This window comes from Luteimonas sp. WGS1318, assembly GCF_043187535.1.
Taxonomy (GTDB): domain Bacteria; phylum Pseudomonadota; class Gammaproteobacteria; order Xanthomonadales; family Xanthomonadaceae; genus Luteimonas.
In genome coordinates, this window is the sequence record NZ_CP171131.1 from 1,395,936 (window position 1) to 1,421,987 (window position 26,052).

The 26,052-nt window shown below is 69.4% G+C and carries 23 protein-coding genes; 14 read left to right on the forward strand and 9 right to left on the reverse strand.

Annotation, left to right across the window (positions count from 1 at the left end; translation table 11 throughout):
- Positions 1-6 precede the first annotated feature (6 nt).
- The 5 genes from ACF3M1_RS06345 to ACF3M1_RS06365 all read right to left on the reverse strand — a co-directional run bounded on the left by ACF3M1_RS06345 (position 7) and on the right by ACF3M1_RS06365 (position 4,820).
- Complete coding sequence (locus ACF3M1_RS06345; RefSeq protein ID WP_394004742.1) at positions 7-1,206, reverse strand: efflux RND transporter periplasmic adaptor subunit; 1,200 nt, start codon at positions 1,204-1,206, stop codon at positions 7-9.
- On the reverse strand, positions 1,203-2,705 hold the full coding sequence (locus ACF3M1_RS06350; RefSeq protein ID WP_394004743.1) for an efflux transporter outer membrane subunit: 1,503 nt from the start codon (positions 2,703-2,705) through the stop codon (positions 1,203-1,205). The genes ACF3M1_RS06345 and ACF3M1_RS06350 overlap by 4 nt, the downstream gene beginning before the upstream one ends.
- A gap of 2 nt (positions 2,706-2,707) precedes the next feature.
- Positions 2,708-3,166, reverse strand: a complete 459-nt coding sequence (locus tag ACF3M1_RS06355) for a MarR family winged helix-turn-helix transcriptional regulator (protein ID WP_394004744.1) — start codon at positions 3,164-3,166, stop codon at positions 2,708-2,710.
- 106 nt (positions 3,167-3,272) lie between these two features.
- A complete protein-coding gene (locus tag ACF3M1_RS06360) occupies positions 3,273-3,998 on the reverse strand; it encodes a hypothetical protein (RefSeq protein WP_394004745.1) in 726 nt (241 codons plus the stop codon).
- Between the two features lie 33 nt (positions 3,999-4,031).
- The gene (locus tag ACF3M1_RS06365) at positions 4,032-4,820 is read right to left on the reverse strand and encodes an inner membrane protein YpjD (protein WP_394004746.1); all 789 of its coding nucleotides are present in this window, start codon (positions 4,818-4,820) and stop codon (positions 4,032-4,034) included.
- A gap of 113 nt (positions 4,821-4,933) precedes the next feature.
- Between ACF3M1_RS06365 and ffh the strand changes: the two genes are divergently transcribed.
- The 7 genes from ffh to rplS all read left to right on the forward strand — a co-directional run bounded on the left by ffh (position 4,934) and on the right by rplS (position 10,751).
- On the forward strand, positions 4,934-6,304 hold the full coding sequence (gene ffh / locus ACF3M1_RS06370; protein WP_394004747.1) for a signal recognition particle protein: 1,371 nt from the start codon (positions 4,934-4,936) through the stop codon (positions 6,302-6,304).
- Between the two features lie 148 nt (positions 6,305-6,452).
- Positions 6,453-7,523, forward strand: coding sequence for an NAD(P)H-dependent flavin oxidoreductase (locus ACF3M1_RS06375; RefSeq protein ID WP_394004748.1), 1,071 nt, complete (start codon positions 6,453-6,455; stop codon positions 7,521-7,523).
- Complete coding sequence (locus ACF3M1_RS06380; RefSeq protein WP_394004749.1) at positions 7,520-8,341, forward strand: aminotransferase class IV; 822 nt, start codon at positions 7,520-7,522, stop codon at positions 8,339-8,341. The genes ACF3M1_RS06375 and ACF3M1_RS06380 overlap by 4 nt, the downstream gene beginning before the upstream one ends.
- A gap of 93 nt (positions 8,342-8,434) precedes the next feature.
- The gene (gene rpsP, locus ACF3M1_RS06385; RefSeq protein WP_394004750.1) at positions 8,435-8,701 is read left to right on the forward strand and encodes a 30S ribosomal protein S16; all 267 of its coding nucleotides are present in this window, start codon (positions 8,435-8,437) and stop codon (positions 8,699-8,701) included.
- A 37-nt stretch (positions 8,702-8,738) separates the two neighbouring features.
- A complete protein-coding gene (gene rimM, locus ACF3M1_RS06390) occupies positions 8,739-9,266 on the forward strand; it encodes a ribosome maturation factor RimM (RefSeq protein WP_394004751.1) in 528 nt (175 codons plus the stop codon).
- A gap of 101 nt (positions 9,267-9,367) precedes the next feature.
- Positions 9,368-10,135: a tRNA (guanosine(37)-N1)-methyltransferase TrmD gene (gene trmD, locus ACF3M1_RS06395; RefSeq protein WP_394005202.1), complete on the forward strand. Its 768-nt coding sequence runs from the start codon at positions 9,368-9,370 to the stop codon at positions 10,133-10,135.
- 145 nt (positions 10,136-10,280) lie between these two features.
- On the forward strand, positions 10,281-10,751 hold the full coding sequence (gene rplS, locus ACF3M1_RS06400) for a 50S ribosomal protein L19 (protein WP_394004752.1): 471 nt from the start codon (positions 10,281-10,283) through the stop codon (positions 10,749-10,751).
- 217 nt (positions 10,752-10,968) lie between these two features.
- On the opposite strand, the gene ACF3M1_RS06405 is transcribed toward rplS, so the two are convergent.
- Positions 10,969-11,301 (reverse strand): PepSY domain-containing protein, encoded by a 333-nt coding sequence (locus ACF3M1_RS06405; RefSeq protein ID WP_394004753.1) that lies wholly within the window; start codon positions 11,299-11,301, stop codon positions 10,969-10,971.
- A gap of 128 nt (positions 11,302-11,429) precedes the next feature.
- On the opposite strand from ACF3M1_RS06405, the gene ACF3M1_RS06410 reads away from it, so the two are divergent.
- The 4 genes from ACF3M1_RS06410 to ACF3M1_RS06425 are packed head-to-tail and all read left to right on the forward strand — an operon-like array spanning position 11,430 to position 14,159.
- The gene (locus ACF3M1_RS06410; protein WP_394004754.1) at positions 11,430-11,750 is read left to right on the forward strand and encodes a PepSY domain-containing protein; all 321 of its coding nucleotides are present in this window, start codon (positions 11,430-11,432) and stop codon (positions 11,748-11,750) included.
- Complete coding sequence (locus ACF3M1_RS06415; RefSeq protein ID WP_394004755.1) at positions 11,750-12,412, forward strand: response regulator transcription factor; 663 nt, start codon at positions 11,750-11,752, stop codon at positions 12,410-12,412. Before ACF3M1_RS06410 ends, ACF3M1_RS06415 begins: the two co-directional genes overlap by 1 nt.
- Positions 12,409-13,749, forward strand: coding sequence for an ATP-binding protein (locus ACF3M1_RS06420; protein WP_394004756.1), 1,341 nt, complete (start codon positions 12,409-12,411; stop codon positions 13,747-13,749). Before ACF3M1_RS06415 ends, ACF3M1_RS06420 begins: the two co-directional genes overlap by 4 nt.
- Positions 13,746-14,159: an RNA-binding S4 domain-containing protein gene (locus ACF3M1_RS06425; protein ID WP_394004757.1), complete on the forward strand. Its 414-nt coding sequence runs from the start codon at positions 13,746-13,748 to the stop codon at positions 14,157-14,159. The genes ACF3M1_RS06420 and ACF3M1_RS06425 overlap by 4 nt, the downstream gene beginning before the upstream one ends.
- Positions 14,160-14,481: 322 nt before the next feature.
- On the opposite strand, the gene ACF3M1_RS06430 is transcribed toward ACF3M1_RS06425, so the two are convergent.
- The 3 genes from ACF3M1_RS06430 to mutS form a co-directional block, all read right to left on the reverse strand.
- Positions 14,482-15,429, reverse strand: a complete 948-nt coding sequence (locus ACF3M1_RS06430; RefSeq protein WP_394004758.1) for an SDR family NAD(P)-dependent oxidoreductase — start codon at positions 15,427-15,429, stop codon at positions 14,482-14,484.
- A 338-nt stretch (positions 15,430-15,767) separates the two neighbouring features.
- Positions 15,768-18,020, reverse strand: a complete 2,253-nt coding sequence (gene katG, locus ACF3M1_RS06435) for a catalase/peroxidase HPI (protein WP_394004759.1) — start codon at positions 18,018-18,020, stop codon at positions 15,768-15,770.
- Between the two features lie 280 nt (positions 18,021-18,300).
- Positions 18,301-20,901: a DNA mismatch repair protein MutS gene (gene mutS / locus ACF3M1_RS06440; RefSeq protein WP_394004760.1), complete on the reverse strand. Its 2,601-nt coding sequence runs from the start codon at positions 20,899-20,901 to the stop codon at positions 18,301-18,303.
- 271 nt (positions 20,902-21,172) lie between these two features.
- Between mutS and ACF3M1_RS06445 the strand changes: the two genes are divergently transcribed.
- From ACF3M1_RS06445 to ACF3M1_RS06455, 3 genes are all read left to right on the forward strand, one after another.
- Complete coding sequence (locus ACF3M1_RS06445; RefSeq protein ID WP_394004761.1) at positions 21,173-23,725, forward strand: TonB-dependent receptor; 2,553 nt, start codon at positions 21,173-21,175, stop codon at positions 23,723-23,725.
- Between the two features lie 129 nt (positions 23,726-23,854).
- The gene (locus tag ACF3M1_RS06450) at positions 23,855-24,367 is read left to right on the forward strand and encodes a CinA family protein (protein ID WP_394004762.1); all 513 of its coding nucleotides are present in this window, start codon (positions 23,855-23,857) and stop codon (positions 24,365-24,367) included.
- Positions 24,367-26,052 (forward strand): ABC1 kinase family protein, encoded by a 1,686-nt coding sequence (locus ACF3M1_RS06455; protein ID WP_394004763.1) that lies wholly within the window; start codon positions 24,367-24,369, stop codon positions 26,050-26,052. Before ACF3M1_RS06450 ends, ACF3M1_RS06455 begins: the two co-directional genes overlap by 1 nt.

A 26,052-nucleotide genomic window follows, 5' to 3' on the forward strand; every position in this document is an offset into this window, starting at 1 on the left:
GGCGGATCAGCGACGGGCGACGGTGGTCGCCGGCAGGTTCTGCGCGATGGTGCGTTCGATCAGCGCATCGGCCTGCGCCAGCTGTTCGGCGTAGGCGTCGGTGGACAGCAGCGGCGTGCTGCGCGGCGCGTCGACCGAGGCGAGCACGGCGCCGTCCTGGTCGCGGATCGCGACATCGACGTGCATCGACAGGCCGAGGCGCAGCGGATGTTCGACGACCTGCTTCGGATCGAGTTCGATCCGCACCGGCACGCGCTGCACGATCTTGATCCAGTTGCCGCTGGCGTTCTGTGCCGGCAGCAGCGAGAACGCGCTACCGGTGCCCATCCCGAGGCTCGCGACGCGGCCGTCGTAGCGCACGTCGCTGCCGTAGAGATCGGCGTGCACCTCGACCGGCTGGCCGATGCGCATCTTGGTGAGCTGGGTTTCCTTGAAGTTCGCCTCGATCCACACCTGTTCCAGCGGCACGATCGTCATCAGCGTATTGCCCGGCGCCACGCGCTGGCCGAGCTGCACCTCGCGCTTGGCGACATGGCCCGACACCGGCGCGACGATCGCCATGCGCTGCAGGTTGAGCCACGCCTGGCGCAACTGGCCGGCGGCGGCCTGCACCTGCGGCTGGCTTGCGATTTCGGTCGCATCGACCAGCGCGCGGCTGCGCGACAACTGGCCCTGCGAACCCGACAGCGCCGCTTCCGCGCCGGCCAGGATGTCGCGTGCGTGCGCGAGTTCCTCGCGCGAGACCGCGCCGCTGGCGACCAGCCCTTCGCGACGCTTCACGTCCTCGCGCGCCTGGCGCACGGCGACCTGACGCGCGGCCAGATCGGCCTGGCCGGATTCGACGCTGCTGTAGAGCCCGCGCACCTGGCGTACGGTGCCGGCGAGATTCGCGACCGACTGGTCATAGGCGACCTGCGCGTCGTTCGGATCCAGATGCACCAGCGCCTGGCCGGCTTCGACGCGCATGCCTTCGTCGGCATCGATCGAGACCACGGTGCCCATCGTCTGCGGCACGATGCTGACGACGTTGCCCTGCACATAGGCGTCGTCGGTGTCCTGGTGCCAGCGCGCGACCAGCAGGTACCACGCGGCCCAGCCGATGCCGGCGACGATGGCGACGGTGGCGAGGATCGCGAGCGCGCGGCGGCGCTTGCCGTTTTTTTGCGGCGCAGCGGCAGCGGCAGCGGAAGTGGATTCGGATGTCATGGCGTGGTCGCCCCGGCAATAGCGTGGGTGGATGACGTGGGTGCGGTCGGCACGAGGCCACCGCCGAGCGCGCGGTCGAGATCGACCGCGGCGCCGAGACGCTGCGCGCGCAATGCGGCGAGCTGCTGTTCGAGCTGGAACAGCGGACGTTGCGCCGCCAGCACGTCGAGCTGGTTGCCGATGCCCGCCTGGTAGCGCGTATCGGCGAGCGCGAAGGCCTGACGCGCGGCTTCGGCGGCCTCGCTGACCGTCGCGATCTGCGCATCGAACGCGCGCGCCGACTGCAGGGCATCGGTCACGTCGCGCAGGCCCGCCACCAGCGTCTGGTTGTAGCTGGCGACGGCGAGGTCGTAATCGGCATCGCGTTGCGACAGGCCCGCGCGCAGACGACCGCCATCGAAAATCGGCAGGCTGATCGCCGGACCACCGAGTCCGAGCACCGCGTCGCTGCCGAACAGGTCCGACAGATTGCCGGCGGCGAGTCCGACCAGCGCGCTGAGGTTGACGCTCGGCTTGAACGCCGCCTGCGCCGCGTCCACGCCGCGCGATGCGGCCTCGACCCGCCAGCGTGCAGCGACCACGTCGGCGCGATGGCCCAGCAGTTCGCTCGGCAGCACCGCCGGCACATCCGGCGCGGCCGCCTGCAGCAGCTGCGGCCGCGTGATGTCGAGGCCACGGTCCGGGCCCTTGCCCAGCAACGCGGCCAGCGCATTGCGCAGCGCGTCGATCTGCTGCTGCGCGGCCTGCGCCTGCTGGCGCGCGATGCCGATCGAGGCGTCGGCGTTGCGCAGCTGCAACTGGTTGTCGAGACCGGCCTCGACGCGCTGCGCGGCGAGATCGCGCAGGCGGCTCGCACGCGTCTGTTCGCGCGCCGCGACATCCTGCGTGTCGAAGGCCTGCGCCAGCGCGATATAGGTGCGTGCGACGTTCGCCGACAGGGTGAGCCGTGCGGCCTGTGCGTCGACTTCCGCGGCGCGCGCCTGGCCCGCAGCGGCTTCGAACGCGGCGCGCTGGCCGCCCCACAGATCAGGCGCCCACGCGAAGTTCAACATCAGCACGTTGCTGGCCTTGAAGTCGCCGCCCAGCGGTTCGGGCGCGAGCGTCGCCGGCAACTGCAGACCGCTGACGCGCGCGCTGGCGGCGAGTGTCGGGTTGCGCTGCGCATCGACAAGTCCGGCCTGCGCGCGCGCGGTACGGGCGCGGGCATCGGCGGCGGCCAAGGTCGGACTGTCGCGCAGGGCTTCATCGATCAGCGCATCGAGCTGCGGATCCGCGAACGCGGTCCACCAGTCGGCCTGCGGAAAATCGGCGGCACTCAGCGAGATGCCGCCGAGGCTGCGCGCGGCGGCCAGCGTGTCGGCATCGGTGGCCGTCAGCTGCGGCGCGAGCCCACGGCTGCTCGCGCAGCCGGCGAGAAACAGCGCGGACGCGAGCGCGGCGACGATCGGCAATGCGGCAGCCCGCGCCCGGCGCGGGGCGCGTGTCGTGGAAGAAGACATGGTCACGGTCCGGGGAAGGAGAGGTTGTCGCGAACCTGTTCGAGGACGCGGATGAACTGCAGGCGCTGCGCCTCGTCCATGCCGGACATCGCGCGCTCGCGCACGCGGTTGCCGCACTGGTCGATGTCGCGCCAGATGGCCTGGCCCTGTGTGCTGAGTTGGATGCGCACCACGCGCCGGTCGCCGGGATCGGCGTGCCGCTCGACCAGGCCGCGTTCGATCAGCTTGTCGATCAGCCGCGTCATTGCGCCAGGGTTGAGTTCCGCGGCGCGCGCCAGATCGGTCGCGCTGGTGGTCCCGAGGGCGAGCTTCTTCAGCGTGATGTACTGGCTGAAACTCAGGTCGTGGCCGGCGTTCGACAGTTCATCGGCCATCCGCGCCCACATGGCATCGCGGACCTGCCGGAACAGCAGGCCCAGCGAGGAACCGCTGGCGGAAGCGCAGGGGCGGGTGGTGTCCATGGCGCGGCATAATCCTCGCCTATGCAATTGTTGTCAAGGCAAGTATTTTTTTCGACGAGCGGATGCCGGGCGGCGGTTCGCGGCCATTCAGATCGGGAATCCGGCCTCAGCCGCCGGGCACGAGGTCATACGGCTGGCGAAGCTTGCGTTCGGGCTGGTCGGGATCCGCGCCGATCCGGTACAGCCACGCCGCGGCATCGCCTGCTGCTCGCAGGCGGGTCGCGGCCAGGCCTTCGGCGACTTCGGTCTCGACCGCGATCACCCGTCCGTCGGGGCCGAACGTCAGTACCCAGACGAAGCGTCCGCTGTAGTCCGCTGATGCGATGTCGGCCAGATAAGGCGTCCGGCCGTTGACGAAAGTGCGGTCGTTGCGGTGGAAGGCCGCGGTGGAGAGACTGTCGGCCACTTCGATCGTCTCCTGCGCGGCGATCTGTCCGTCGAACCGCAGGACCACGCGGCGCATGCCGACGGCCACGCCGAGCGCGGCCAGATCGATGTCACGACAGCGGACGAGATGCGCCGTCGCACCGGTTTCGGTGCCGAACCACAGCGGATGGCGTCCCTGTGCATCATCGATCTCCAGACGGACATCGACCGCGCTCGGCGGGAAGCTGGCCGATTTCCAGCAGGCGAGATGCGGCGCCTCCGTCCTGGTCAGGAGTCCCAGCGCGACCGGCCGCGCATCCGAACCGGGTGCGGGCGCCTCCCACAGGAATTCGATGTGGCCGTGGATCGGCGAAGGCGTGGCCGCGTCATCGGCGTCATGCGCCGGCGACGAGGCGGCCAGCCCGAACAGCGATGCGAGCGCAGCTGCAAACGTCCCTGTGTGCATCCGGATCCTCCTGACCCTGAAAGAACGCGGCCGTCAGACGGTGCGCCGCAACACCAGTTCCAAAACGAACTTGCTGCCGAAGAACGCCAGCACCAGCAGCGCCATCGCCGCCAGCGTCCAGCCGACGGCGCGCGTGCCGCGCCAGCCGTGGCGCCAGCGGCCGAACAGCAAGGCGCCGAAGGCCAACCACGACAGCACGCTGAGCACGGTCTTGTGCATCAGGTGCTGGGCGAAGAAGTCGTCGACGAACAACACGCCGCTCACCAGCGTCGCGGTGAGCAGGATGAAGCCCACCCAGATCGTGCGGAACAGCAACGCTTCCAGTTCGGTGAGCGGCGGCAACGCGCGCAGCCAGCGGTGGAATTCGCGCCGGCGCAGGGCGCGCTCCTGGGCCCACAGCATCAGTGCGAGCACGGCCGCCACGGCGAGGGCGGCGTAGGCCAGCAGCGCGAACCAGGCATGCAGTTGCAGGCGCCAGTCCAGCGTGTCGGATGCCGGGTGCGCGGATTGGCCGTAGCCCAGCAAGGTGAGCGCAGCGATCGGGAACACGATCACGCCCAGCGCCGCCATGCGTCCGCGGGCGTCGTAGAGCACCGTCAGCACCGCCATGCCCAGGCCGACCAGCGACAGCGCGGCGAAGAAGTGCAGTTCGGCGCCCACGTCGCGCCAGACCAGCACGTGCGCGGCCGCATGCAGCGCCACTGCGCCGAGCGCCGGCGTGGCCCACCAGGCGTTGCCTGCCTTGGGCTCGCGTGCGACACCGCGCACCAGCGCCGCGGCGGCCAGCAGATAGAGCAGGGCTGCGATGAGAACGATTGTCATCGCGCGAGTGTCGCATGCGGACGCGCCGGAGGGCAGCGCTTCGGGAGCGGCCGATGGGTCGCACGGGACGCCGGGCTATAATCGGCGGCCGTATTCCGCTGCCCGAGTTCCGCATGTTCGAGTCCCTGACCCAGCGCCTGTCCGGCACCATGGAGCGCCTGCGCGGCCGCGGTCGTCTGACCGAGGAGAACATCCGCGAGGCCACCCGCGAGGTGCGCATCGCGCTGCTGGAAGCCGACGTCGCGCTGCCGGTGGTGCAGGCGCTGATCGAGCGCATCAAGGTCCGCGCGGTCGGTCAGGAAGTGCTCAAGTCGCTGACCCCGGGCCAGGCGCTGATCAAGGTCGTCCGCGACGAGTTGACCGCGGTCATGGGCGCGCAGGCGACCGAGCTCAACCTCAACGTGCCGGCGCCGGCAGTGATCCTGATGGCGGGCCTGCAGGGCGCCGGCAAGACCACGACGGTCGGCAAGCTCGCCAAGCTGCTCAAGGAAAAGCGCAAGAAGAAGGTCATGGTGGTCTCGGCCGACGTCTACCGTCCGGCCGCGATCGAGCAGCTCAAGACGCTGGCCGAACAGGTCGACGTGCAGTTCTTCCCGTCCGAGTCCTCGCAGCAGCCGGTCGACATCGTGCGCGCGGCGATCGCCGCGGCGAAGAAGTCCTTTATCGACGTGCTGCTGGTCGATACCGCCGGCCGTCTCGCGATCGACGAAGCGATGATGGACGAGATCAAGGCGCTGCATGCCGCGGTCAATCCGGTCGAGACGCTGTTCGTCGTCGACTCGATGACCGGCCAGGACGCCGCCACCACCGCCAAGGCCTTCGGCGAAGCGCTGCCGCTGACCGGCGTGGTGCTGACCAAGACCGACGGTGACGCCCGCGGCGGCGCGGCGCTTTCCGTGCGCTACATCACCGGCAAGCCGATCAAGTTCGTCGGCACCGGCGAGAAGGTCGACGGCCTCGATGTCTTCCATCCCGAGCGTGTCGCCAGCCGCATCCTCGACATGGGCGACGTGCTGTCGCTGGTCGAGCAGGTCGAAGGCCAGGTCGACAAGGACAAGGCGCAGAAGCTCGCCGAGAAGGTCGCCAAGGGCAAGAAGTTCGACCTCAACGACATGCGCGACCAACTCGAGCAGATGCAGAACATGGGCGGCATCGGCAGCCTGATGGAGAAGCTGCCGGGCCTGGGCCAGGTGCCCGAGCATCTCAAGCAGCAGGTCAGCCAGGGCAAGGAAGTGCCGCGGATGATCGCGATCATCGGCTCGATGACCAAGAAGGAACGCCGCAATCCGAACCTGCTCAACGGCTCGCGCCGCGCGCGCATCGCCGCCGGTTCCGGCACCACGCCGGCCGACGTCAACAAGCTGATGAAGCAGTACATGCAGATGGAAAAGATGATGGGCAAGATGGCCCGCGGCGGCATGAAGGGCATGATGCGCGGCCTGCAGGGCATGATGGGCGGCATGGGCCGCATGCCGTTCCGCTGAGGTCCTGCGCCATGTCCGGCTGCGCTTGCCAGGTGACGCGCATGCGGTGCTCGAGTTGCTCACCTGCCGCGTGCACGCTGCGTTTCCGGACCTCCGCCACGCGCCATCTGCCTGCGCTCGCAACGGGCTTTGAACAGGGATGTCTCGCATGAGGTCCGCAGCCCGCCAGCGCAGCGACGAACTCTGTTCGCGCTTCGGGCTGAAGCGGCCGGTGCTGCTGTCGCCGATGGCGGGCGCATGCCCGGTCGCGCTGTCGCGTGCGGTGACCGACGCCGGTGGCATGGGTGCGATGGGCGCGGTGCTGTCGCAGCCCGATGACATCGGCGCGTGGATGGACGATCTGCGCGCCGCAGGCGGCGGACCTGCCCAGGTCAATCTGTGGGTGCCGGATCCCGCGCCGGTGCGCGATGCCGCCGCCGAAGCGGCGACGCGCGCGTTTCTCGCGCAGTGGGGCCCGGCGGTACCTGCAGATGCCGGCGACGCGACGCCTGCCGATTTCCATGCGCAGTGCGAGGCACTGCTCGCCGCCAAACCGGCAGTGGCATCGTCGATCATGGGCGTGTTCCCGGCGCCGTTCGTCGCCCGGCTCAAGTCTGCGGGCATTGCCTGGTTCGCATGCGCGACGACCCTCGACGAAGCGCTCGCGGCTGAGGCCGCTGGTGCCGACGCGGTCGTCGCGCAGGGTTTCGAAGCGGGTGGGCATCGCGGTGCCTTCGATGCAGCAAAAGCCGACACGCAACTGGTCGGCTTGTTCTCGCTGGTCCCGCGACTGGCGGACGCGCTGCGCGTGCCGGTGATTGCCGCGGGCGGCATCGCCGACGGGCGCGGCATCGCCGCAGCGCTGACGCTGGGCGCCAGCGCGGTGCAGATCGGCACTGCATTCCTGCGCTCGCCGGAGGCCGGCATCGCGCCGGCCTGGGCCGAGGCGCTGGCTTCCGCGGAACCCGAGCAGACCTGGCCGACGCGCGCCTTCAGCGGCCGACTCGGCCGCGCGCTGGCGACCCGCTACGTCCGCGCGGCAGCTTCCGAAGCTGCACCGCCGCCCCAGCCCTATCCCGTGCAGCGCGCATTGACTGCGCCGATGCGCGCGGCCGCAGCGCGCGACGGCCGGGTCGATGCGTTGCAGGCCTGGGCCGGCCAGTCCGCCGCCTTCGCACAGGCGCGTCCTGCTGCGGAACTCGTCGCCGACTGGTGGCACACGGCCGACGCGCTGCTGTGAGCCGGATCGCATCGAGCACCAGTCTCTGGGTCGACGGCAGGCCGGCCGACGTCGCCGCGTTGGCCGCGTTGCAGGTCAACTACGGCCATCTGTCGACGATGCAGGTGCGGAGCGGCGCGGTACAGGGCGTCGGGCATCATCTGGCCCGTCTGCAGTCGGCCAACACGGAACTCTTCGGCAGCGTCCTGTCCGCTGCGCGTATTCGAAGCGAGCTCGCATCGGCGCTACGGATCGCCGGGATCGACGACGCCACGTTGCGGGTCTCGGTCGGCCCGGTGGATTTTGCCGCGGTGGAGCGGGGCGAGGCCGCCGAGGTGGTGCTGCTGGTCGCGCTGTCGCCGCCGCGCACCGCGCCCACGGCGCCGCAGCGTCTGCAGACCTGTCGACACCAGCGCCCATTGGCGCATCTCAAGCACCTCGCCACGTTGCCGCTGCTGCAGGCCCGCCGCGCCGCGCGTGCAGCGGGTTTCGACGACGCGCTGCTGGTCGATGACGCGGGGCTCGTGACCGAAGGCGCGTTGTGGAACATCGGGTTTGTCGATGCCGATGGCGGCATCGTCTGGCCGGATGGCGATGCGCTACGGGGTGTCACCGAAACCCTGTTGCGCGACGGGCTCCAGGCCGCTGGCATGCTCCAGCGCGTCGCACTGGTGCGGCGTTCCGACTGCCTGGCGTTCCACTCGGCATTCGCCTGCAACAGCAGCGGTCTGTGGCCGCTGGCGTCGATCGACGGGCGGGCATTCGCAGGAGATCCGGTCATTCCGGAGGCGTTGCAGGCCATTCTGGCGGCCGTACCCTGGGACCCGCTGGGCGCCTGAGCGGCCCGGCTTGCCGAGCGGGCGGGGGTTTCCGCTATAATCGCCGGCTTACCTCGCCACTCTGGCGACTGGGCAACACAGGAAGCAAAGCAAATGGTCAAGATTCGTCTGACGCGCGGTGGCGCCAAGAAGCGTCCGTTCTACCACATCATCGTGACCGACTCGCGCAGCGCGCGCGACGGCCGCAACATCGAGCGCGTGGGTTACTACAACCCGGTCGCCACCGGCGGCGAGCAGCGCGTCGTGCTCGACACCGCACGCGTCGACCATTGGGTGTCCAAGGGTGCGCAGATGACCGACAAGGTCCGCGCGCTGTACAAGGACGCCGGCAAGGTCGCCGCCGCGACCGCCGCTGCCTGATTGACGGGCCGCGCCTCCGGGCGCGGCCGTTGTCGACATGAACGACCCGACGCGCCAACCTCCCCGCCGGATGATCCAGGTGGGGAAGGTCCATGGCGCGTTCGGTGTGCGTGGCGAAGTGAAACTCGAATCCTTCACCGAGCCGCGCAGCGCGATCTTCCGTTACCAGCCGTGGGTGCTGCGCGACGCGCGCGGCATCGAGCGCGAATGCGAAGGCGCGAAGGGTCGCGAGACGCCCAAGGGCGTCGTCGCGACGCTGCCGGGTGTCGAGGATCGCGATGGCGCCGAAGCGACGCGTGGGCTCGACGTCTTCGTGCCGCGTGAGGCACTGCCGCCGCCCGAGCCCGGCGAGTATTACTGGGTCGATCTCGAAGGCCTGCGCGTGCGCAACGTCGAAGGCGTCGACTTCGGTGTCGTTTCGCACCTGTTTTCGACCGGCGCCAACGACGTGCTGGTCGCGCAGGGCGACCGCGAGCGCATGATTCCCTTCGTGCTGCCGGACTACATCGTGTCGATCGATTTCGATGCGTCGCTGGTGACGGTGGACTGGGATCCGGAGTTCTGAGAAGCCCGGAAGTGGGGATTCGGGATTCGGGATTTGGAGAAGCAGTCATGACGTCGGACGCGTTGCCGAATCCCGAATCCCGAATCCCGAATCCCGGCCCGATTCGCCTCGACGTCGTCAGCCTGTTTCCCGACTTCATCGACCAGGCGGCGGACGTGGGGGTTGTCGGCCGGGCGCGCGAGCGCGGTCTGGTGACGCTGCAGGCCTGGAATCCGCGCGATTACGCCGAAGGCAACTACCGCCGGGTCGACGACCGCCCGTTCGGTGGCGGCCCGGGCATGGTGATGTTGATCGAACCGCTTCGCGCGGCGCTCGCGGCCGCGCGTGCGGCCGATCCGGCGCCCGCGCGCGTGATCTACATGAGCCCCCAGGGCCAGCGCCTGACCCAGGCCAAGGTGCGCGAGCTCGCGGCGCTGCCGCGGCTGATCCTGCTGTGCGGCCGCTACGAGGGTGTCGACGAGCGCCTGCTGCAGGCCGAGGTCGACGAGGAACTGTCGATCGGCGACTACGTGCTTTCAGGTGGCGAGCTGGCGGCGGCTGTGGTGCTCGATGCCGTCGCGCGGCTGCAGGACGGTGCACTCGGCGATGCGGACTCGGCGGTGCAGGACAGCTTCGAAGGCGACGGCCTGCTCGATTGCCCGCATTACACCCGGCCCGTTTCGCACGCGCTGGGGCAGGTGCCCGACGTGCTGCTGTCGGGGAACCACGCCGAAATCGCGAAGTGGCGGCGTCAGCAGTCGCTGGTGCGCACCCTCGACCGTCGCCCGGATCTGATCGACGAGTCTGCGCTCGGCAAGGCGGATCGCCGGCTGCTCGCGGCCTGGCGGGACGCTGCGGGCGGTGATGCACCCGGTGAGCCGGGCCACTGACCCCATCCGGCTGGGTGCTGGCATTCGTCGATCCACTCCGTCTATAATGCGCGGCTAACCCGTTTCACCCGAGCCGAAGAGCTCGCCGAGCCAGAGCGTGCGTCCACGTGCACCACGCCTACAACGACACCAACAGGCAAAGACCATGACCACCAAGCCCTCCCTGAACACCCTGCTGCAGGACTTCGAAAGCGCCCAGACCACGCGCGAGCTTCCCGACTTCGGCCCCGGCGACACCGTCGTCGTCAACGTCAAGGTCAAGGAAGGCAACCGCGAGCGCGTCCAGGCCTACGAGGGTGTGGTCATCGGCAAGAAGAACGCCGGTCTGAACTCCGCATTCACCGTGCGCAAGATCTCGCACGGCTTCGGCGTCGAGCGCGTGTTCCAGAGCCACAGCGCGACGATCGAGTCGGTCGAAGTCAAGCGCCGCGGCAAGGTCCGCGCCGGCAAGCTGTACTACCTGCGCGGCCTGGAAGGCAAGAAGGCGCGCATCAAGGAAGATCTGTCCGCCGGTGCGAAGGCCAAGAACGAGAAGGCGCGCGCCGATCGCGCGGCCGACGCGGCTGCGAAGACCGAAGCGGCGGCTGCGGCGAAGTCGGCGTCTGCCGCCGAGTAAGCGCAACGTGTGAAGTCGCACGACGGCCGCCGAAAGGCGGCCGTTTGCGTTTGTGGGCGCGCGATGGCGGTGCGTTCTGCGCGCATCTGCGGATACACCCACGGGTTACGGATGCCGAGCGCAGGTACACCCGGGTTCGATCGGACACACGCAAAAAGGCGCCGGATTCGCATCCGGCGCCCTCTCGGCTGGCCACAGCGTCGGGACGAACGGGACGTCAGTCGTAATCGACCTCGAGCAGGCGGCCGGTGCGCGCCGAGTATTCCAGTTCGACGATGCGGCCATCGTTCTGGCGGATGTCGATGTCGTACTCGCCATCGTCGTAGGACACGTCGATGACGCGGCCCGGATGACGACGCTGCGCATCGGCCAGGATGCTGTCGAGCGAGGCACTGTTGGCGCGGAAGCGCGGGTCGGCCTTGGCGGCGGCCGCGGCGTGCACGCGATCGTCGTCGCCGCGGCGGTCGTCGCGGTCTTGGGCGAACGCGAGCGGTGCAGCGACGGCGAACGCGGCGGCGGTGATCAGGCTGGCAATGGCGGTACGGGTCATGGCGAGTCCTCGGTATGGATGGGGAGCACCGGTCTGCAACCGGTTGACGCCAGTCTCCCCATCGCGCTTAACGCGGTTCTGATCGAGCCGTTCACGGTTCTGTTAATCCGCGTCGCCACACTTGCGCCATGCGTACGCTCATTGCTCCCATCGCACTCGCCGCTGCCCTGGTCGCCGCGCCACTCGCCGTGCCCCTTCACGCCGATGCGCAGGATCCGCAGGGCACCGCCGACTACGCCCGCGACGGTGTGCGCAGCGGCGAGTTCGTGCGGCTCGAACGCCTGCTCGCGGATGCCGAACGCCGCTATCCCGGTCGCGTGATCGAGGTGGAACTCGACCAGGACGACGACGAGTACGAAATCGAGATCCTGATGCGGGACGGCCGCGTGGTCGAGCTGACGTACGATGCGCGCTCCGGGCGCCTGCTCAAGGTCGAGATCGACGACTGATGCGCATCCTGCTGGCCGAAGACGACGCCGAGCTTGCGGCGCGCGTCGCCGCTGCGCTCGGCGCCGCTGGCTTCGCGGTCGATCGTGCGGACGACGGCGCGGACGCCGAGTTCCGCGGCCAGACCGAGGCCTATGATGCCGTCGTGCTCGACCTCGGCCTGCCGAATCTCGATGGCGTCTCGGTGCTGCACCGCTGGCGCGAAGCCGGCCTGAACTTGCCGGTGCTGGTGCTCACCGCGCGCAGCCGCTGGCACGACAAACTGGCCGGTTTCAACGCCGGCGCGGACGACTACCTCACCAAGCCGTTCCAGATCGAGGAGCTGGTGCTGCGGCTGCAGGCCCTGATCCGCCGCAGCGCAGGTCACGCGTCGCCGCGTCTGCGTTGCGGGCCGCTTGAGTTCGATGCGAATGCGGGCCGCTTTGCGCTCGATGGCGATCCGCTGGCACTGACTGCGCAGGAGCACCGCATCCTCGCGTATCTGATCCATCACGCCGGTCGTGTGGTCAGCCGCGGAGAACTCGGTGAGCACGTCTACGACAACGGGTTCGATCCCGATTCCAATGCGCTCGACGTGTTGATCGGGCGCATCCGCCGCAAGCTGGGCGTCGCGCTGATCCACACCGTGCGCGGGCAGGGCTTCCGGTTGTCGGAGACGCCATGAGCACGCGCCGCGCGCTGTCGCTGCGCTGGCGGTTGTGGCTGGCCGGCGCGCTGGGCGTGCTGGTTTCCGCGGTGATCGCCGGTGGTCTGCTCGGTGCGATGTTCGAACGCTCCGGGCAGCGTGCGCTCGATCGCCGCCTCGACGACGATTTCGCGACCCTCGCGGGCCTGCTCGAAGCACGCGCGGATGGCGGCTGGCAGCTGCGTCGTCCACCGGCCGACGAGCGCTGGGCGCGCGTGTTTTCCGGCTGGTACTGGGGCATCGGCGAGGGTCCGGACGCCGTCCGCTCGCGTTCCTTGTGGGATGACGAACTCGCGACGCCTGAGGTGGCCGGCCGTACGGCCGCCTGGTCGATCGTCGAGGGGCCGCGTGGCCAGCAGTTGCGCATGCGCGTCCAGCTCCTGCGCCTGCCGGGTGTAGCCGAACCCATTCCGGTACACGTGGCCGGCGACCGCGGCGATGTCGTCGCCGAGACGCGCGGCTTCCGCCAGGCGGCGATGCTGGCCTTCGCCGGCGCGGCGGCCGCGCTGCTGGCGCTGCTGGCCTGGCAGATCGAATGGGGCCTGCGCCCGCTGCGGCGCATGCGCGGCATCCTGCAGCGGGTGCGCAACGGCGACGACGTGCGTTTCGGTGCCGAGCGCTGGCCGGCCGAGGCGGCGCCGCTGGCGGAGCAGATCGACGATCTGCTCGACGAACATGCACGCCGCGTCGCCCGCGCGCGTCATGCCGCCGAGGATCTCGCCCATGCACTGAAGACGCCGCTCGCCGTGCTGTCGGCAGAAGCGCAGCGTCCAGGGGACGACATCGCCGATGTCGTGTCCACCCAGGTGCAGCGCATGCGCGGTGAGGTGGAGCGCAGACTCGCGGGCGGCTTCGCGGTGGATGCGCGTCAGCGCACGCCGATCGCCCCGGTGGCCGGGGCGCTGTGCGGGTTGTTCGCGCAGACCGCCGGCGATCGCGTGACGCTGCACTGCGAGGTCGCGCCGGATCTGGTGTTCGCCGGTGCGCGCGAGGATCTGGAAGAGATGCTCGGCAATCTCGTCGACAACGCGGTGAAGTGGGCGCGCGCGCAGGTGCGCATTCACGCGAGCGTCGTCGACGGGCGCGTGCGGATCGCAGTCGACGACGACGGCCCCGGCATGCAGGCCGATGCGATGGCGCAGGCGCTGCAGCGCGGCGTGCGCCTCGACAGCCGGATGCCGGGGCATGGGCTGGGGCTGTCGATCGTCGATGGGATCGCGGTGTCCTATGACGGCACGCTGGTGCTCGAGAACCTGCAGGGCGGATTCCGCGCACTGCTTGATTTGCCGGCCGGCGCACCGATATCCCGCGCATGAGCGAAACCCAGGTTCCCAACGCCGCCGACAGTGTCCGCCTCGACCTCTGGCTCTGGGCGGCGCGTTTTTTCAAGACGCGCGCGCTGGCCAAACAGGCGATCGAGACCGGCAAGGTCGATGTCGGTGGTCAGCGCGCGAAGCCCGCGCGCGGGGTCCGCATCGGCGATGCATTGCGCGTGGCGCGCGGCGAGGAAGTGTTCGAGGTCGCGGTCGCCGGACTGTCTGACACGCGTGGCCCGGCGAGCGTCGCGCAGACGCTGTACAGCGAAACCGACGCCTCGCGTGAAGCGCGCATGGCGCGACTGGCCGAGGCGCGCGCCGCGCGGGCCGGCTACCAGGCGCCGGAGCACAAGCCCGACAAGCGCGCGCGGAAACTGATCCGCGCGCTCGGTGACATCGACGCGCTCTGAGTCGCGCCTGTTCAAGTCGGGGCCGTTGCGTTGCGCATGCTGGCGCCACGACCCGAGGACTGGCAGGTGCACGATGTGGCTTCGGCAGACCATCGAATGGGCAGGCGTGATCGGGCTTTCGGGATGTGCCGGCCAGGACGAGATGCGGGCGGACGCCGGATCGCGCTATCCGGCGTGGTGCGCCGACGCCTCGCGGCAATTGAGCGAGGCGCAGTTGCCTGGTTCGCCCGCGCCGAGCGCTGAATCGCTGCCCAGGGAATGCCGGGAGGCCGCGTCCGGGATCAGGATCGGCGGCAGACCGTAGCCCGGTCGAGCGACATCGTCAGCCCGGCAGCCAGTCGCCGACGAGGGTTTCGGAGACGGTCCACAGTCGCGCGGCCATCGCCGTGTCGCGCTGCATGTCGCTCTGCGGTGCCGGCGCGAAATCGCGGTAGAACGCGCCGGTGATGCCGGATGCTGCAGGCGAGGCCGCCAGCCAGCACGGCGTCGCCGCGCCCTGTTGCACGCTGCGCGCGTCATCGCGGTAGCGGTTGCCGACATTGCGCAGGATGTTGCTGCGTGTGTGGCCGGGCGATACGCAGTTGGACGTCGCCCGGGTGCCGGCCAGACGCCGCGACAGTTCCAGTGAGAACAGGCCATTCGCGAGCTTGGAATGCGCGTAGCGCGCGTCCCAGCGCGCGCCGGAGAGGTCGTCGAACTGGATGCCGCCCGGAGGTGCATTGCGCTCGTCGCCGCTGCCCAGCACGACGAAACGGCCCTGCGGCGCGGCGACCACGCGATCGAGCAGACGCCGCACCAGCAGGTAATGGCCGAGATGGTTGACGACGAAGGTCTTCTCGATGCCACGCACCTGTTCGAGATCGTCGAGCACTACGCGGGCATTGCAGACCAGTGCGTCGATCGGCACGTCGAGCGTGCGGATCGTATCGCTCGCCGCGCCGACCGAATCGAAGTCGGCGAGATCCAGCACCACGGGCGTCGCACGTCCTTCGACCGCGGCGCAGGCGGCTTCGCCACTCGCCTGCGAACGCGCGGTGCCGATCACGTGCGCGCCGCGCAGCGCGAGCACGCGCATGGTTTCCTGGCCGATGCCGGAGTTGCATCCAGTGACGACGATGGTGCGACCGCGCAGATCGAGGCCGGCCGTTGCCGCTTCAGCGGTGCTCGTCGCATCGAGCGCAGGCGTGCGTGCGAAAGCGGGCAGGGCGCTCGCCAGTACGGTCAGCGTGCCGGCCTGGAGCAGGCGGCGCCTGCGGAAATCGATGGGCATCGAGGCGTCGGGTCCGTGACGGAGCGAGGCATCGAGTGTAGAGCGGCTGCGCGACGCCATCACGCGTGTGGACGCCAAAGGCCTCTCCGGGCGCGCGGTAGGCCACGTGGGCATGGTGGCGCGCATCACATGAGCGAACCCAGACACCACGCGGCTGATCGGCACCGCGCGCCGGTGCACGTGTCGAGCGCGACGTGCGATGGCTCTAACGGTGCAGTCCCGCGCTGGATCCGTCTGCTGCGCGGCTACGGGGCTACGCGGCGGCCGGAAACACGAACGCCGATGCTCGGCATCGGCGTCCGGTGAACCATCGCCGCGTCGGCGACGTCGTGCAGCGCTCAGCGCAGGTCGTAGCGGTCCAGGTCCATGACCTTCGTCCACGCGGCGACGAAGTCGTGCACGAACTTCTCCTTCGCATCGCTGCCCGCGTACACCTCGGCCAGGGCACGCAGCACCGAGTTCGAGCCGAACACCAGATCGACGCGCGTGCCCGTCCATTTCGCTGCGCCGCTGCGACGGTCGCGTCCCTCGAATGCAACGCGCGCGTCCGAGGTCGGCGTCCAGGCAATGCCCATGTCGAGCAGGTTCACGAAGAAGTCGTTGCTCAACACGCCGGGCCGATCGGTAAACGCGCCGTGCCGCGCGCCGTCGTGGTTCGCACCGAGCACGCGCAGACCACCGACGAGCGCGGTCATCTCCGGCGCGGTCAGCGTCAGCAGCTGTGCGCGGTCGACCAGCAGATGTTCGAGCGGTACCGCGGAGTCACCCTTGGCGTAGTTGCGGAAGCCGTCGGCCCAGGGCTCGAGCGCGGCGAAGGACTCGACATCCGTCTGGTCCTGCGAGGCGTCGCCGCGGCCCGGCGAGACCGGCACGGTCACCGATACGCCGGCGTCCTGCGCGGCCTTCTCGACCGCCGCCGCGCCACCGAGCACGATCAGATCGGCCAGCGAGACCTGCTTTCCGCCCGCGGACTTGCCGTTGAAATCGGCCTGCACCTGTTCCAGCGCGGCCAGCACCTTCGCCAGCTGTGGCGGGTTGTTGACCGCCCAGTCCTTCTGCGGCGCGAGCCGGATGCGCGCACCGTTCGCGCCGCCGCGCTTGTCGCCGCCGCGGAAGGTCGACGCCGAGGCCCACGCGGTGGACACGAGTTCGGAGACCGTCAGGCCGCTGGCGAGGATCGCCTGCTTCAGCGATGCGGCATCGGCCTCGTCGATCAAGGCGTGCTCGACCGCGGGCACCGGGTCCTGCCAGATCAGCACCTCGTCCGGCACGTCCGGGCCGAGATAGCGCGCACGCGGGCCCATGTCGCGATGGGTGAGCTTGAACCATGCACGCGCGAACGCGTCGGCGAACTGGTCCGGGTTTTCGAGGAAGCGACGCGAGATCGCTTCGTACGCCGGGTCCACGCGCAGCGACAGGTCGGTCGTGAGCATCGTGGGCACGAGCTTCTTCGACGGATCGTGGGCGTGCGGGATCGTCGCCTCGGCGCCCTTGGCCACCCACTGGTGCGCGCCGGCCGGGCTCTTCGACAGTTCCCATTCGAAGCCGAACAGATGCTCGAAGTAGTCGTTGCTCCACTGCGCGGGCGTCTTCGTCCACGTGACTTCGAGACCGCTGGTAATGGTGTCGCCGCCCTTTCCGGTGCCGAAGCGGTTGTGCCAGCCGAAGCCCTGGGCTTCGAGTTCGTCGGCCTCGGGTTCGGCGCCGACGTTGTCCGCCGGGCCGGCGCCGTGGGTCTTGCCGAAGCTGTGGCCGCCGGCGATCAGCGCGACGGTCTCCTCGTCGCCCATCGCCATGCGCGCGAAGGTGTCGCGGATGTCGCGGGCGGCGAGCAGCGGATCGGGATTGCCGTCCGGGCCTTCGGGGTTCACGTAGATCAGGCCCATCTGCACCGCGGCCAGCGGGTTCTCCAGCCGGCGCGTGTGGGTGTCGCCGTCGGCATCGTCGTCCGAGACCAGCACGCCGTGGTCGCCCGGCTTCTCGACGCCGTCCGAACCGTGCGCATAGCGCACGTCGCCGCCGAGCCATGTGGTCTCGCGGCCCCAGTAGACGTCGAGGTCCGGCTCCCAGGTGTCCTCGCGGCCGCCGGCGAAGCCGAAGGTCTTGAAGCCCATCGTCTCCAGCGCGACGTTGCCGGTGAGGATCATCAGATCCGCCCAGGAGATCGCGCGGCCGTACTTCTGCTTGATCGGCCACAGCAGGCGGCGCGCCTTGTCGAGGCTGACGTTGTCGGGCCAGCTGTTGAGCGGGGCGAAGCGCTGCTGGCCGCGACCGCCGCCGCCGCGTCCGTCACCGATGCGGTAGGTGCCGGCGCTGTGCCAGGCCATGCGCACGAACAGACCGCCGTAGTGGCCGAAATCGGCCGGCCACCAGTCCTGGGAATCGGTCATCAGCGCGGCGAGATCGCGCTTGAGGCCCGCGTAGTCGAGCTTGGCGAATTCGGCGGCGTAGTCGAACTGCTCGCCCATCGGGTTCGAGCGATTGGAGTGCTGGTTCAGCAGGTCGAGCCTCAGCTGATGGGGCCACCAGTCACGGTTGGAGGTACCGCCACCGGCGGTGGCATGGAAGGGGCACTTGGCTTCGGTCGACATGGCGTGGTTCTCCCGGTTGATGGCGGCGCGCCGGTCGGGGCCGGGCGCGGACGTGGCAGCGGCACCGGGCGGGGTACACCGTGGCGGGCAGGCCTGCCGTACAGGGACCGGACCGTGGCGCCGTCAGGCACCGTCGGCCGGATCGCTCGGCGAGAGCCGCCCGGTCAGGCCGATGCCCGCCCGTGACGAACCCCAGAGTAGGCGCAGTCGCGACCGTGCGTGAAATCGATTGTTCGCGCCTATGCGATAGCCAGTTGCTATCGACGCAGCGCACTGCCGGTCAGAGCAGCGCGCGCAGCCGGTACAGGGCTTCGAGCGCCTGCTTCGGGGTCAGCTCGTCCGGATCCAGCCCCGAGAGTGCGTCGAGCGCGGCCGAGGCCGGGGCGAACAATCCGATCTGCTGCGGCGCGTCGAGCGATTCGGCCGAGATCGGCGCCGCCCCGGGCCCGTCGTGACGGCGCTGCTCGAGTTCGGCCAGGCGCGCGCGCGCATCGCGGACCACCGCTTTCGGCAGCCCGGCCAGCGCCGCGACCTGCAGGCCGAAGCTGCGATCGGCCGGGCCCGCCTTGACCGCGTGCATGAACACCAGCGTCTCGCCGCCGCTACGGTCGCGATGCTCGACGGCGTCCAGATGCACGTTGGCGATGCCGCTGCCCGGCTGGGCGAGCGCGGTGAGTTCGAAGTAGTGCGTCGCGAACAGCGTGTAGCTGCGGTTCGCCGAGGCCAGATGCCGCGCGCAGGCATCGGCCAGCGCCAGGCCGTCGTAGGTCGAGGTGCCGCGGCCGATCTCGTCCATCAGCACCAGCGACTGGTCGGTCGCGTGATGCAGGATGTAGCTGGTTTCGGCCATTTCGACCATGAAGGTCGACTGGCCTTTGGCCAGATCGTCGCCGGCGCCGATGCGGGTGAGGATGCGGTCGATCGGCCCGATCACCGCACGCGCGGCCGGCACGAAGCTGCCGATGTGCGCCAGCAGCACGATCAGCGCGTTCTGGCGCATGTAGGTGCTCTTGCCGCCCATGTTCGGGCCGGTGATGACCAGCATGCGGCGCGCGTCGAAGGCGTCGCCGTCACCGAGCACCAGATCGTTGGGCTCGAACGGCTCGCGGCGCACGGCCTCGACCACCGGGTGGCGGCCGCGTTCGATGCGGATGCCCGGCGCGTCGTCGAGCTGCGGGCGCGACCAGTCCAGCGCCTGTCCGCGTTCGGCGAAACACGCCAGCACGTCGAGCTCGCTCAGCGCGCCCGCGCACTGCTTGAGCGCCTCCAGGCGTTCGCCCAGGGCATCGAGCAGCTGTTCGTAGAGCAGCCGCTCGCGCGCCAGCGCACGCTCGCGCGCCGAGAGCACCTTGTCCTCGAACTGCTTCAGCTCTTCGGTGATGTAGCGCTCGGCGTTGGTCAGCGTCTGCCGGCGGGTGTAGTGCGCCGGGGCCTTCGCCGAATGCGCCTTGGAGATCTCGATGTAGTAGCCGTGCACGCGGTTGTAGCCGACCTTCAGCGTGGCGATGCCACTGGCCTCGCGCTCGCGGGTTTCCAGGTCGACGAGAAACTGGTCGGCGTGGGTGCTCAGCCGGCGCAGCTCGGCGAGTTCGGCGTCGTGGCCGTCGGCGAACACGCCGCCGTCGCGCGCGAGCACCGGTGGCTGTTCCACCAGCGCCGAGGCCAGCAGGTGCGCTTCGGCCGCGTGTTCGCCGAGCGCATCGTGCAGCGTGCGCAGGCGGGGCGAGTCGAGCCCGGCAAGCACGGTGCGCACGTCCGGCAGCAACGCCAGGCCGTCGCGCAGCGTCGACAGATCGCGCGGCCGCGCCGAGCGCAGCGCGATGCGGGTCAGCACGCGCTCCAGGTCGCCCAGCGCACGGAAGCGCTCGCGCAGGTCGGCGTCGGCGCCATGCCCGATCAGGGTATCGACCGCATGCAGGCGTTGGCCGAGCACGTTGCGGTCGCGCAGCGGCCGGTGCAGCCAGCGGCGCAGCAGCCGTCCGCCCATCGGCGTGACGGTGGAATCGAGCACCCCGAGCAGCGTGTGGCGGGTGTCGCCGTCGACGCGGGTGTCGAGTTCGAGATGACGGCGGGTCGCGGCGTTCATCGCGATCGCGCCATCGCCGCTTTCGACCGCGATCGAAGTCAGATGTGGCAGGCGCTGCTTCTGGGTTTCCTCGACGTAGCCGAGCAGGGCGCCGGCGGCGGCGATCGCCAGCGGGCGGTCGTCGATGCCGAAACCGGTGAGGTCGTGCAGGCCGAAGAACTGCAGCAACTGGCGACGTCCGGAGTCGCTATCGAACAGCCACGGCGGTCGGCGACGCGCGCCGGTGCGCTCGGACAGGAAGCCGGGCCAGCCGTCCTCATCGGGCACCAGCAGCTCGGCCGGATCGAGCCGGGCGATTTCCGCTTCCAGCGTGTCGGCGTTCGCGCATTCGCAGACCAGGAAGCGGCCCCCGGCAAGATCCGCCCACGCCAGTCCGTACTGGCCGGCGCGGTTGCGCGCGACCGCCATCAGCAGGGTGTCGCGCCGCTCCTGCAGCAGTGCCTCGTCGGTCACCGTGCCCGGGGTGACGATGCGCACCACCTTGCGTTCCACCAGGCCCTTGCTCGCGGCGGGGTCGCCGATCTGTTCGCAGATCGCGACCGACTCGCCCAGCGCCACCAGCCGCGCCAGATAGCCTTCCGATGCGTGATGCGGCACACCCGCCATCGGGATCGGCGCGCCCGCGGAATTGCCGCGCTGGGTCAGAGTGATGTCGAGCAACCGCGCTGCTTTACGGGCATCGTCGTAGAACAGTTCGTAGAAATCGCCCATGCGGAAGAACAGCAGCACATCGGGGTGATCGGCCTTGGCGGCGAAGAACTGCTGCATCAATGGCGTGTGCTGCGGTGCGGACATCAAATCGCTCGTCTGGCCGGCCGGCCATTCTGCCCGAAAGGGCGCATGTCCGATGCCCCCGGGGGCACCCGCGAACCCGGTGATTACGCCGTCCGAAGACGCCGTACGCAGCCGTCCGGAACTGTGTTAGGTTTCCGTCAAGACAAGCGATTGTCGGCCTCCGGTCGTGTCCCCCACGCAGGACCGGAGGCGGGGAATCCGCAGTGGCGCAATGCCGCTGCGGCGCGGGCGTTCCGGAACCACACACAACGCATTTCGGGGGACATCTTTCATGGATTCACGTTATCTGCAGCGTCGTCTGCTCACGCGCGCGGTCATCGTCGCGCTCGCCTCCACCGCCATGCCCGCGCTGGCGCAGTCCGTCCCGGCCGCCGACGAGGGGCCCACGACACTGGCGGGGATCACCGTCACTGCGCAGAAGCGCGAAGAAGCGCTGCAGGACGTGCCGATCGTCATCAACGTGCTGCCCGAGCAGTTGCTCCAGGACACCGGCGTGCGCGACATCAAGGACATGCAGGTCCTGGTGCCGGGCCTCACGGTGACCAGTACCCAGTCCGCCGCGCAGACCACCGCGCGCATCCGCGGCATCGGCACGGTCGGTGACAACCCGGGCCTGGAATCCTCCGTCGGCATCGTCATCGACGGCGTCTACCGCGCGCGCAACAGCGTCGGCTTCGGTGACCTCGGCGAGATGGAGCGCATCGAGGTGCTCAAGGGTCCGCAGGGCACGGTGTTCGGCAAGAACACCTCGGCCGGCGTCATCAACGTGATCACCCGGCGGCCGAGCTACACCCAGTCGCTCGAGGGCGAGGTCACCGTCGGCAACTACGGCCTGGTCGGCGTGTCCGGCTCGTACAACGACGCGCTCAGCGACAACGCCGCGTTCCGCATCTTCGCGACCAAGCGGTCCCGCGACGGCGTCGACGACGTGGCCCGAGGCGGAGGTCCGCGCCGCGAAAGCGACGACGGCGACCAGAACTACCACTCGCTGCGTGGCCAGCTGCTGCTCGAGCCGACGTCCAACCTCAACATCAACTTCATCGCCGACTACACCAGTCGCGAAGAGAACTGCTGCGTCTCAGTGACCACGCAGCGCGGCCCGACGGCGCCGATCATCGATGCGCTGACACCGGGCGGGCAGGGTGTCATCCCGGTCGTCGACCTCGACCGTCGTCTCGCCTACGCCAACCGCACCACCGAGCAGGATCTCAAGGACAAGGGTGTCTCGGCCGAGGTCAACTGGACCACGCCGTGGGCCAACGACGCGGTGCTGACCTCGATCACCGCGTTCCGCGACTGGGAAGCGATCACCAGCATCGACTTCGACTACAGCGCCGCCGACATCCTCTATCGCCCGCCGAACCCGGACGGCTCGCTGGTGAAGTTCGAGAACTTCAGCCAGGAACTGCGCCTGACCGGCTCCAGCGACCGTATCGACTGGATGGTCGGCCTGTTCTACGCGGACGAGGATCTCGGTCGCAACGACTCGTACTACTTCGGCGCGGCGTACGAGCCCTACCTGTCGACCGCGGTCGCTTCGCAGGTGCTGCCCGCACTCGCGGCCCAGCTCGCACCGCTCGGGCTGACGGTCAATACGGCCAATCCGGCGACGTTCCTGTCGCAGGTGAGCGGCCGGCCGTTCGGCACCAACTTCAGCGGTCAGGGCGCGCTGGATCGCTACGAGCAGAACGCGAAGAGCGCGGCGATCTTCACCAACAACACCTTCCACGCGACCGATGCGCTGGATATCACGCTGGGCCTGCGCTACACCCGCGAGAAGAAGACCCTGCAGTCGGATTTCGCCAATCCCAACGGCGCGCAGGGCTGCGCGGCGACGCTGGCCAATCCGGCGGCCCGGGTCGGCGGCGCGCTGGCACAGCGCATCAACGGCTTCGGGAGCCTGCCGCCCGCCTTGCAGCAGCAGCTGCTGGCGGGGCTGGTGCCGGCGATCGCGCCGCAGGTCGCCGGTTTCATGTGTCTGCCCTGGGCCAACATCGCGCACAACGGCCGCAGCACGTTCCAGGAGCGCACCGAGAAGGAGTGGTCGGGCACGCTGAAGGTCGCCTACGACTGGTCGGATGACGTGATGACCTACGTGTCGGCGTCGCGCGGCTACAAGGCTGGCGGGTTCAATCTCGACCGCGTGCAGGTCGGCATCACGCCGGTCGACGACACCTCGTTCGATGGCGAGTTCGTCGACAGCTACGAGTTGGGCCTGAAGACCAACTGGGCCGACGGCAACCTGCTGCTCAACGCGGCGCTGTTTCACCAGACCTACGAGGACTTCCAGCTCAACAGCTTCCTCGGCACCGCGTTCGTCGTGCGTTCGATTCCCAAGGTCACGTCTCAGGGTATCGACGCCGAGGTGCTGTGGCAGACCCGGATGCCGGGCCTGATGCTGCAGGCCGGCCTGACCTATGCGGAAACCGAGTACGGCAACGACATCGTGCCGGACCTGCCGCTGTTGCCGGGCGGTCAGATGAGCTTCGCGCCCAAGTGGTCGGGCAATGCGTCGGCCACCTACGCCTGGGACATCGGTTCGACGCTGCAGGGTCGCTTCAACATCGGTGCGAAGTACATGTCCGAGTACAACACCGGCTCGGATCTCAAGCCCGAGAAGATGCAGGATGCGTACACGCTGCTCAATGCACGGCTGGGCTTCGGCCGTCAGGACCAGCGCTGGATGCTGGAGGTCTGGGGTCAGAACCTGACCGACGAGACCTATAAGCAGGTGGGCATCGATGCGCCGATCCAGACCGGTTCGTTCAACGCGTTCTTGGGCGCGCCGCGGACCTACGGCATGACGCTGCGTCTGCGCTACTGATCGACAGCCACCTCCATATGTGGACGGGACGGGCCGGAAACGGCCCGTCTTCGTGTACGGCGTCCGCGCGGCGTCGATCGCCGCCGCCGATATGCGGTACAACGGCAGGCCCGCACATGGGCATCCGTCATGCACCAGGCCGATCTTCCTTCCGACGCGACATTGCACGCTCTGGCCGAGCGCACCGGCCACCTGTTGCGCGACACGCATCATCGCCTGGTCACGGCTGAAAGCTGCACCGGCGGCTGGATCGCCAAGGCGGTGACTGACATCGCCGGCTGTTCGGACTGGTTCGATTGCGGCATGGCGGCGTACAGCTACGAAGCCAAGCAGGCGCTGCTGGGCGTCAACCCGCACACGCTGGAAACCCATGGCGCGGTCAGCCGCGAGACCGTGATCGAGATGGTGTCCGGTGCGCTGGTGAACTCCGGCGCCAGCGTCGCGGTCGCGGTGACCGGCATCGCCGGCCCGGGCGGTGGCAGCGACGACAAGCCGGTGGGCACGGTGTGGATCGGATGGAAGCGCCGCGGCGGCTATGCGAGCGCCCGCCTGTTCCAGTTCGACGGCGACCGCGATGCGGTGCGCCGGCAGACCGTGGCCGCCGCACTGCTGGGCCTGGCCGAGACCGTGGACGCGCGCTGATGTGGGAGACGCTGGCCACCGTGCGCGACCTCGGCCGGGTGCAGGAGATCGCCTCGGTGCTGGTGCGCTACGGCTTCGGCGACGTCGTCCAGCGCATCGGCATGGCCGGCGCTCTGGAGCGGACCGGGCGGCTGCTGCACATCGGCGGCGGCGAGGATTCGGCGCTGCGGCTGTCGCCACCCGAACGCGTGAGGCACGCGTTGCAGGATCTCGGGCCGACCTTCGTCAAGTTCGGCCAGGTGCTCGCCACCCGCGTCGATCTGCTGCCGCCGGAGTGGATCGACGAACTCGGCCGCCTGCAGAGTCATGTGCCCGCGGTGCCCATGGAGGCGCTGCGCGCACAGCTGGAAGAGGATCTCGGCGATGCACCCGAGCGGGTGTTCGCCCGTTTCGAGGACGTGCCGATGGCCGCGGCCTCACTGGCGCAGGCGCATCGCGCGTGGTTGCACGACGGCACGCCGGTGGTGCTGAAGATCCGCCGCCCCGGCATCCGCGAGGTCATCGAGGCCGATCTGCGCCTGCTCGCGCGGCTGGCCGAGATCGTGCAGTCGCAGGCGCCGGATCTGCGCCGCTACCGCCCGGTCGAGGTGGTGCGGCAGTTCGATGCGTCCTTGCGGCGGGAACTCGATTTCGCCCGTGAATGCCGCAATGCCGAACGCATCGCCGGCAATTTCGCCGACGACACGCGCGTGCTGATTCCGCGCGTGTACTGGGAGTGGACCAGCGAACGGCTCAACGTGCAGGCGCTGGTCGACGGCATTCCTGCCGGAGATCTCGCCGCGATCGACGCCGCCGGTCTCGACCGCCACGCGCTGGCGATGACCGGCGCCGACATCATCATGCAGATGGTGTTCGAGGACGGCCTGTTCCACGCCGATCCGCATCCCGGCAACCTGTTCTTCATGCGCGACGGGCGCGTGGCGCTGATCGACTTCGGCATGGTCGGGCGCGTGTCGCCGACGCTGCGCGAGCAGGTCGCGCGGCTGCTCTACGGCCTGGTATTCCAGCAGCCGCAGACGGTCTGTGATGTGCTGCTGGACTGGACCGAAGGCGCCGAGGTCGACGAGGCGCAGCTGCAGTCGGAGATCGACGCCTTCGTCGACCAGTACCGCGGCGTGCTGCTGAAGGACCTGCGCATGGGCGCGATGCTCGGCGATGTCACCGGCCTGCTGCGCCGCCACGGTTTGATGCTGCCGCCGGACCTCGCGTTGCTGATCAAGGCGCTGCTCACCCTCGAAGGTCTGGGCCGGCAACTCGATCCGGACTTCGACATGACCGGCGCGGCGCAGCCCTGGCTGCAGCGGCTGATGTGGCAGCGCCATTCCCCGCGCGCGCTGGCCCTGCGTGGCCAGCAGTCGCTGTCGGGTGCGCTCGACCTGCTGGCCGATCTGCCGCGCGACCTGCGCCGCCTGGTGCAGAGCGCACGCCGCGGACGGTTGCGCGGACAGATTGAGGTCACCTCGCTCAAGGCCTTCGGTGATCAGGTCAACAGCGCGGCGAACCGGATGACGATGGGCGTGGTCGTGGCCGCGCTGATCATCGGCTCGTCGATCGTGATGAACGCCGTCAGCGGCGGCTCCGGCAATCGCTGGCTGATGGCGCTGGGCGTCGTCGGTTTCGTCGGCGCCGCGCTGGGCGGCGTGTGGATCCTGCTGTCGATCTGGCGCTCGGGCCGGCGCCGCTGA